The organism is Streptomyces sp. NPDC086777 (assembly GCF_040702065.1).
Lineage (GTDB): Bacteria > Actinomycetota > Actinomycetes > Streptomycetales > Streptomycetaceae > Streptomyces.
The window spans coordinates 176,167-182,540 of record NZ_JBFBJI010000016.1 but is presented as its reverse complement, the minus strand read 5'-3'; the positions used below and the strand labels follow the sequence as shown (position 1 = coordinate 182,540).

The window sequence follows — 6,374 nt, the reverse complement described above, 5'->3', positions numbered from 1 at the left end:
GTGCGGGTGCGGGTGCGGGTGCGGGTGTGGGTCCCGGTCCCGGTGCGGCTGCGGGTGTGTCGTGGCTGGTCGCGCAGTTCCCCGCGCCCCTTGGGGCGGGTTGTGGTGGGCCGGGGGATTGATGTCGGGGTGGTGCGGGTGCGGGTGCGGGTGCGGGTGCGGGTGCGGGTGTGGGTCCCGGTCCCGGTGCGGCTGCGGGTGTGTCGTGGCTGGTCGCGCAGTTCCCCGCGCCCCTTGGGCGGGTTGTGGTGGGCCGGGGGATTGATGTCGGGGAGGGGTGGTGTGGGTGTGGGTGCGGGTGTCGTGGCTGGTTGTGCAGTTCCCCGGGCTCCTTGGGGCGGGTTGTGGTGGGCCGGGGGATTGGCGCGGGGGAGGTGCTTCAGGGGGTGGGGCTCCAGACGTAGGGCGTTGTCGTCGTGACCGCTGTGAAGCCCAGGCGTCGCAGGATCGGGGCGCTGTCGGCCGAGGCCTCCACGAGGAGGTAGGTGGAGTCGTGGGCGGCCGCTCGGGTCGCTCGCAGGGCGACCAGCGCGCGGTATATGCCCTTGCCGCGCCACTCGGCCAGGGTGGAGCCGCCCAGCAGCACGGCGAAGTCCGAGCCGGGGCGGAAGGCCACCCAGGCCGCGGAGACGACCTCCCCGGCGGCCTCCGCCACGAACACCTCGTTGTCATCGGGGGCGACCGTGAGCCGGCCCTTCAGGTGGCCGGCGATCCACGACATGTCCTGGCCCCACACCGCGGTCTCCAGCGCGGCGATCCGGTCCAGGTCCGCGTCGGCGGTGACCCGGCGCAGGGTCACGCCCGGCGGCAGGGCGGGCGCCTCCACGGTCACCTCGTCGACCAGGGCGATCACCACCGTCTCCCGCGGCTCGGGCACGAAGCCCGCCGCGCGCAGCCGGTCGGGAAGATCCGCCGGGTCGTCGTGCCCGCGCGTCTTCCACTCCACGGCCTCGCCGCGCGCCGCGAAGAAGTCCCGCTGCCGGACGATCAGCGCGTCCAGCTCGGGGCCGCGCACGCCGCCCCAGTCGCGCGGCCCGGTCACGAAGCCGCGGTGCCGGCCCACCACCCGCAGGGCGGGGCCGTCGTGCTCGTAGGTGATGCCGGGGGCGGGGACGAGCTGCACGACGCGCATCTGGGCGTCGTAGGCGGCCAGCAGGGCCGCACGGAGGTCGGTGTCGGTCATCGGCCGACCGTACGGGGAATGAGCCCGCGCGGATCAACTGTTTTTACCGGCGTGGAACCGTGTTCGGCCAGGTCGGCAGTCGATCGCTCAGAGCGAACATATGCATGGGAACATTTCTGGGCTCGCAAACATTGAGTCGGCATAACTCAAGTTGACTGCTGAAGGGGAGATCATGGCTTCGACGTCCGCATCACTCACCCTCCCGGTGCTGCCTCTCGACGGCGAGGTCGTGCTGCCCGGGATGGTGGTCCCGCTGGACCTGAAGGACCCTGATGTACGCGCCGCCGTGGAGGCCGCACAGGCCGCCGCCCGTACCGAGCCCGGCAAGCCCAGGGTGCTGCTGGTGCCGCGGGTGGACGGGACCTACCCGAGCACCGGTGTGCTCGGCACCGTGGAGCAGGTCGGCCGCCTGGCCGACGGCGACCCCGGCGCGCTGATCCGCGGCCGTTACCGGGTGCGCATCGGCGCCGGTACCACCGGCCCGGGTGCCGCCCTGTGGGTGGAGGGCACCCGCATCGACGAGAACGTCCCGGACCCGGTGCCCGGTCATGTCACCGAACTGGTCAAGGAGTACAAGGCCCTCGCCACCGCCTGGCTGCGCAAGCGCGGCGCCTGGCAGGTCGTGGACCGGGTGCAGGCCATCGACGACGTCTCCCAGCTCGCCGACAACTCCGGTTACTCGCCCTTCCTGACCACCGAGCAGAAGATCGAGCTCCTGGAGACCGTCGACGCGGTCGCCCGCCTGAAGCTGGCCACCCAGCAGCTGCGCGACCACCTCGCCGAGCAGGACGTGGCGGAGACCATCGCGAAGGACGTCCAGGAGGGCGTCGACAAGCAGCAGCGCGAGTTCCTGCTCCGCCGCCAGCTGGAGGCGGTCCGCAAGGAACTGCGCGAGCTGAACGGCGACGCCGCCAAGGACGGCGAGGAGTCCGACGACTACCGCGCCCGCGTGGAGGCCGCCGACCTGCCGGAGAAGGTCCGCGAGGCCGCCCTCAAGGAGGTCGACAAGCTGGAGCGGTCCAGCGACCAGTCGCCCGAAGGCTCGTGGATCCGCACCTGGCTGGACACGGTGCTCGAACTGCCGTGGAACGAGCGGACCGAGGACGCGTACGACATCCAGGGCGCCAAGACGGTCCTGGACGCCGAGCACGCGGGCCTGGAGGACGTGAAGGAGCGGATCACCGAGTACCTGGCGGTGCGCAAGCGCCGCAGCGACCGGGGCCTCGGGGTCATCGGCGGCCGTCGTGGCGGTGCCGTGCTGGCACTCGTCGGTCCGCCCGGTGTCGGCAAGACCAGCCTGGGTGAGTCCGTCGCGCACGCCATGGGCCGCAAGTTCGTCCGCGTCGCCCTCGGCGGCGTCCGGGACGAGGCCGAGATCCGCGGCCACCGCCGTACGTACGTCGGCGCGCTGCCCGGCCGGATCGTCCGGGCGATCAAGGAGGCCGGTTCGATGAACCCGGTCGTCCTGCTCGACGAGATCGACAAGGTGGGATCCGACTTCCGCGGCGACCCGGCCGCGGCCCTGCTCGAAGTCCTGGACCCGGCGCAGAACCACACCTTCCGCGACCACTACCTGGAGGTCGAGCTCGACCTGTCCGACGTCGTCTTCCTCGCCACCGCGAACGTCCTGGAGGCGATCCCGGAGGCCCTGCTCGACCGCATGGAGCTGGTCCGCCTGGACGGCTACACCGAGGACGAGAAGGTCGTCATCGCCCGTGACCACCTGCTTCCGCGCCAGCTGGAGCGGGCGGGTCTGGCCGAGGACGAGGTGACCCTCGACGAGAGCGCCCTGCGCAAGCTCGCCGGCGAGTACACCCGCGAGGCGGGCGTGCGCACCCTGGAGCGGTCGATCGCCCGGCTGCTCCGCAAGGTCGCGGCCCAGCACGAACTGGGCGAGCGGGAGCTGCCGTTCACCGTCAGGGACGAGGACCTGCGCGCCCTGATCGGCCGGCCGCACCACGTGCCCGAGTCCGCGCAGGACCCGGCCGAGCGTCGCACCGCGGTCCCGGGTGTGGCGACGGGCCTCGCGGTCACCGGCGCCGGCGGCGACGTCCTCTTCGTCGAGGCGTCGCTGGCCGACCCCGAGACCGGCGCGGCGGGGCTGACCCTCACCGGCCAGCTGGGTGACGTGATGAAGGAGAGCGCACAGATCGCCCTGTCCTTCCTCCGCTCGCACGGCGCCGAACTGGAGCTCCCGGTCGGCGACCTGAAGGACCGGGGTGTGCACATCCACTTCCCGGCGGGCGCGGTGCCGAAGGACGGCCCGAGCGCCGGCGTCACGATGACGACGGCCCTCGCGTCGCTGCTCTCCGGGCGGCTGGTCCGCACGGACGTGGCGATGACCGGCGAGGTCTCGCTGACCGGCCGGGTGCTGCCCATCGGCGGCGTGAAGCAGAAGCTGCTCGCCGCCCAACGCGCCGGGGTGACGACCGTCATCATCCCGAAGCGCAACGAGGCCGACCTGGACGACGTCCCGGCCGAGGTGCTGGACAAGCTCGACGTCCACGCCGTGACCGACGTCCGTCAGGTCCTGGAGCTGGCGCTCGCGCCCGCCGTGAGCGGTGCGGCGCCGGAGGTTCCGGTAGCGGCGTGACGGACGCTGCCGGATGCTGAAGAAGGCCCGGGTCCCCGCGAGGAGGCCCGGGCCTTCGCGCCGGGGTGCTCAGCCGGTGGCCAGTGCCACCACCCGGTCGACGGCCCCGTTGAACTTGTCGTGGTCCCCGACCGTCGGCCCGGTCGACGTGTACTGCCACATCGTGTACGTCGACCAGCCGGCCGGCAGCGTGCCGACCTCCGAGGCGTAGCGGGCGACCCACAGCCGGTTGGTGGCGCCGAAGCCGCCGTAGTTGCCGGTGCAGTCGGTCCACCAGCTGGTCGCCGTGTAGATGACGGCCGGCCGGCCGGTGCGGGCCTTGTACCGGTTGAGGAAGTCGGTGATCCAGGTGACCATCCCGCTCTTGGACTTGCCGTAGCAGGCCGCGCCGTACGGGTTCCACTCGATGTCGAGGACGCCGGGGAGGGTCCGGCCGTCCTTCGACCAGCCGCCGCCGTGGTCGACGAAGTAGTCGGCCTGGGCGGCGCCGCCCGCGGTGTCCGGGGTCGCGAAGTGGTAGGCGCCGCGGATCATGCCGACGTCGTAGGAGCCGTTGTACTGCTGGGCGAAGGACGGGTTCGTGTAGTACGTGCCTTCCGACGCCTTGGAGTACGCCCATCTGACCCCGCTGCCCAGCAGGGTCGACCAGGAGACGTCGCCCTGGTAGCTGGCGACGTCGACGCCTTCGGTCTGGGTGGCGAGGCCGGTCCTGGGCGTGCCGTTCTGGCCGTCGTGGGCCAGGACGCCCGTGCCCATGTAGGCCGAGCCGCGGGCCGGGCCGGACGTGTCGGCGTGGGCGGGGACCGGGGCGAGTGCCGTGAGCAGCAGTGCCAGCAGGCCGGTCAGGAGTGTGGGGGCGGGTCTGTGCACGGGCATGACGTGCCTCCGTGGGGTGAGGTGAGGTCCCAGATATGCCAGAGGCGGCCGGTCCGAGCGGCGCGACACGACGCAGTGTCACACGGCACGACGCCATTGAAGCCGTGGGCATGCCAGCCATGGCCGCGCCCCGGACGCCACGGACGGGCCGGGTCCCCGGGGAAGGGGGTCCGGAGGCTGCCGTTGGTCTACGCCTGCGGAATACTTGGCGAGCTGCGGCGACGACGGGGTTTGACGGAAACTTTCAGGACTGCGAAACCGATCAGGGGTGCTGACGTGCACGAGGACGAGAAACGGGACGAACGGAGCGCCGTCACCGGGTTGCCGCCGAACGGCGCGGACCAGGAGTTCCTGGCCCTGGAACGCGAGTTGACGGTGCTGCTGCGCCGTGCCCGGGCCAGCCAGGGCGAGATGGCCCGGGAGGTCCACCCCGACCTGGAGTCCGCCGCGTACGGACTGCTCGTACGGCTCGACGAGTGCGGCGGCCAGCGCGCCACCGAACTGGCCGCGTACGTCGGTGTCGGCAAGGCCACCATGTCCCGCCAGCTGCGTGCCCTGGAGGAGCTCGGCCTGATCGCCCGGGAGCCCGATCCGGCCGACGGACGGGCCTGGCTGGTCGCCCTCACCGACGAGGGCCGGCGCCGGGTCGGCACGGTCCGCGAGGCCCGCCGGGGCCGCTACGTCCGCCAGCTCGCCCACTGGGAGCGCACCGAGGTCGCGGAACTGGCCCGGCTGCTGAGCCAGTTGAACGGGGTCATGGAGAAGTAGCCGCCCCCCCGCCCCCCCTCGGGCCGCTCACCCGGGGGCGTCGAGGGGCTGCCGGGGGTCGCCGACGGTCTGCCGGTGGGGCCGCCGACGGGCCGCCGGGGGCTGCTGAGGGTCCGCAGGGAGCTGCTGGGGCCGCCGGGGGCCTCACAGCTCGACGTACACCACCGTCGCGTCGTCGTGCGTCTTGCTCCGCCGCAGGAACACCCGCTCCTCCCGGTCGGCGGCCTCCAGCTCCCGCACCCGGCCGACCAGCGCCCGCGCGCCCTCCTTGCGCACGACGTCGAGGAGGGCCCTCCAGTCACCCTCCCCGAACTTCTCCGACCAGCGGGTCGCCCCGTCCGTGAGGGCGGCCAGTGCGCGGACCTCGGAGCGGGGGACCGTCCCGGTGACCGCGCGGGCCGCCACCGAGGGGTCGGCGGCGGCCGTGAAGAAGCCGCCCTCCTTGTTGCGGACCGTGGCGTCGGCGATCGCGTCCGAGGCCAGCGAGGCGCGCGGCACCCGGTCGAGCCGGTCGTCCAGGACCGGGGTGACCGTGCCGTCGGGTGCCCTCAGGAGCAGCACCGAGTCGGACAGGACGAGGAACTCCACGGTCTTCTCGGACCAGCGGCTCAGCACGACCGTCGCCTGAGGGGTGCGCGGGTGAGAAAGGTCACAGGTGTCACCATGTGCGACGGCTGTGCGGGCGATCGCCTGTTCGAGGATCTCCCGCAGCGTCAGATCTCCTCGCGAAACGGTCAGTTCGGTCAGCGCCCCGCCCAGCCGTGCGGTGAACCAGTGGACGGAATGCAGACACCCGGTGCCGTCCCGTGGCGGGGTGACCCCGTCCAGGACGATCGCGCAACCCCCCTGCCCCGACGCGGGAAGTCCGACACCGGCGAAGTCCTCGTTGGGGCGGTCGGGGGTGCCGGGCTCCGAAACGACCTCAGTACGCATTCGGCCAGTCTGCACGACCCC

At 72.6% G+C, this 6,374-nt stretch carries 5 protein-coding genes; 2 read left to right on the top strand and 3 right to left on the bottom strand.

Annotated elements, in window-relative coordinates; all coding sequences use genetic code 11:
• Positions 1-379: 379 nt before the first annotated feature.
• Positions 380-1,183: a GNAT family N-acetyltransferase gene (locus AB0472_RS23545; protein WP_366358612.1), complete on the bottom strand. Its 804-nt coding sequence runs from the start codon at positions 1,181-1,183 to the stop codon at positions 380-382.
• A 172-nt stretch (positions 1,184-1,355) separates the two neighbouring features.
• On the opposite strand from AB0472_RS23545, the gene lon reads away from it, so the two are divergent.
• Positions 1,356-3,776, top strand: a complete 2,421-nt coding sequence (lon, locus tag AB0472_RS23540) for an endopeptidase La (protein WP_366358610.1) — start codon at positions 1,356-1,358, stop codon at positions 3,774-3,776.
• Between the two features lie 69 nt (positions 3,777-3,845).
• On the opposite strand, the gene AB0472_RS23535 is transcribed toward lon, so the two are convergent.
• Positions 3,846-4,652 (bottom strand): lysozyme, encoded by an 807-nt coding sequence (locus AB0472_RS23535; protein WP_366358609.1) that lies wholly within the window; start codon positions 4,650-4,652, stop codon positions 3,846-3,848.
• 276 nt (positions 4,653-4,928) lie between these two features.
• Between AB0472_RS23535 and AB0472_RS23530 the strand changes: the two genes are divergently transcribed.
• On the top strand, positions 4,929-5,420 hold the full coding sequence (locus AB0472_RS23530) for a MarR family transcriptional regulator (RefSeq protein ID WP_366358607.1): 492 nt from the start codon (positions 4,929-4,931) through the stop codon (positions 5,418-5,420).
• A 144-nt stretch (positions 5,421-5,564) separates the two neighbouring features.
• On the opposite strand, the gene AB0472_RS23525 is transcribed toward AB0472_RS23530, so the two are convergent.
• A complete protein-coding gene (locus tag AB0472_RS23525) occupies positions 5,565-6,353 on the bottom strand; it encodes a hypothetical protein (protein WP_366358605.1) in 789 nt (262 codons plus the stop codon).
• Between the last annotated feature and the right edge of the window lie 21 nt (positions 6,354-6,374).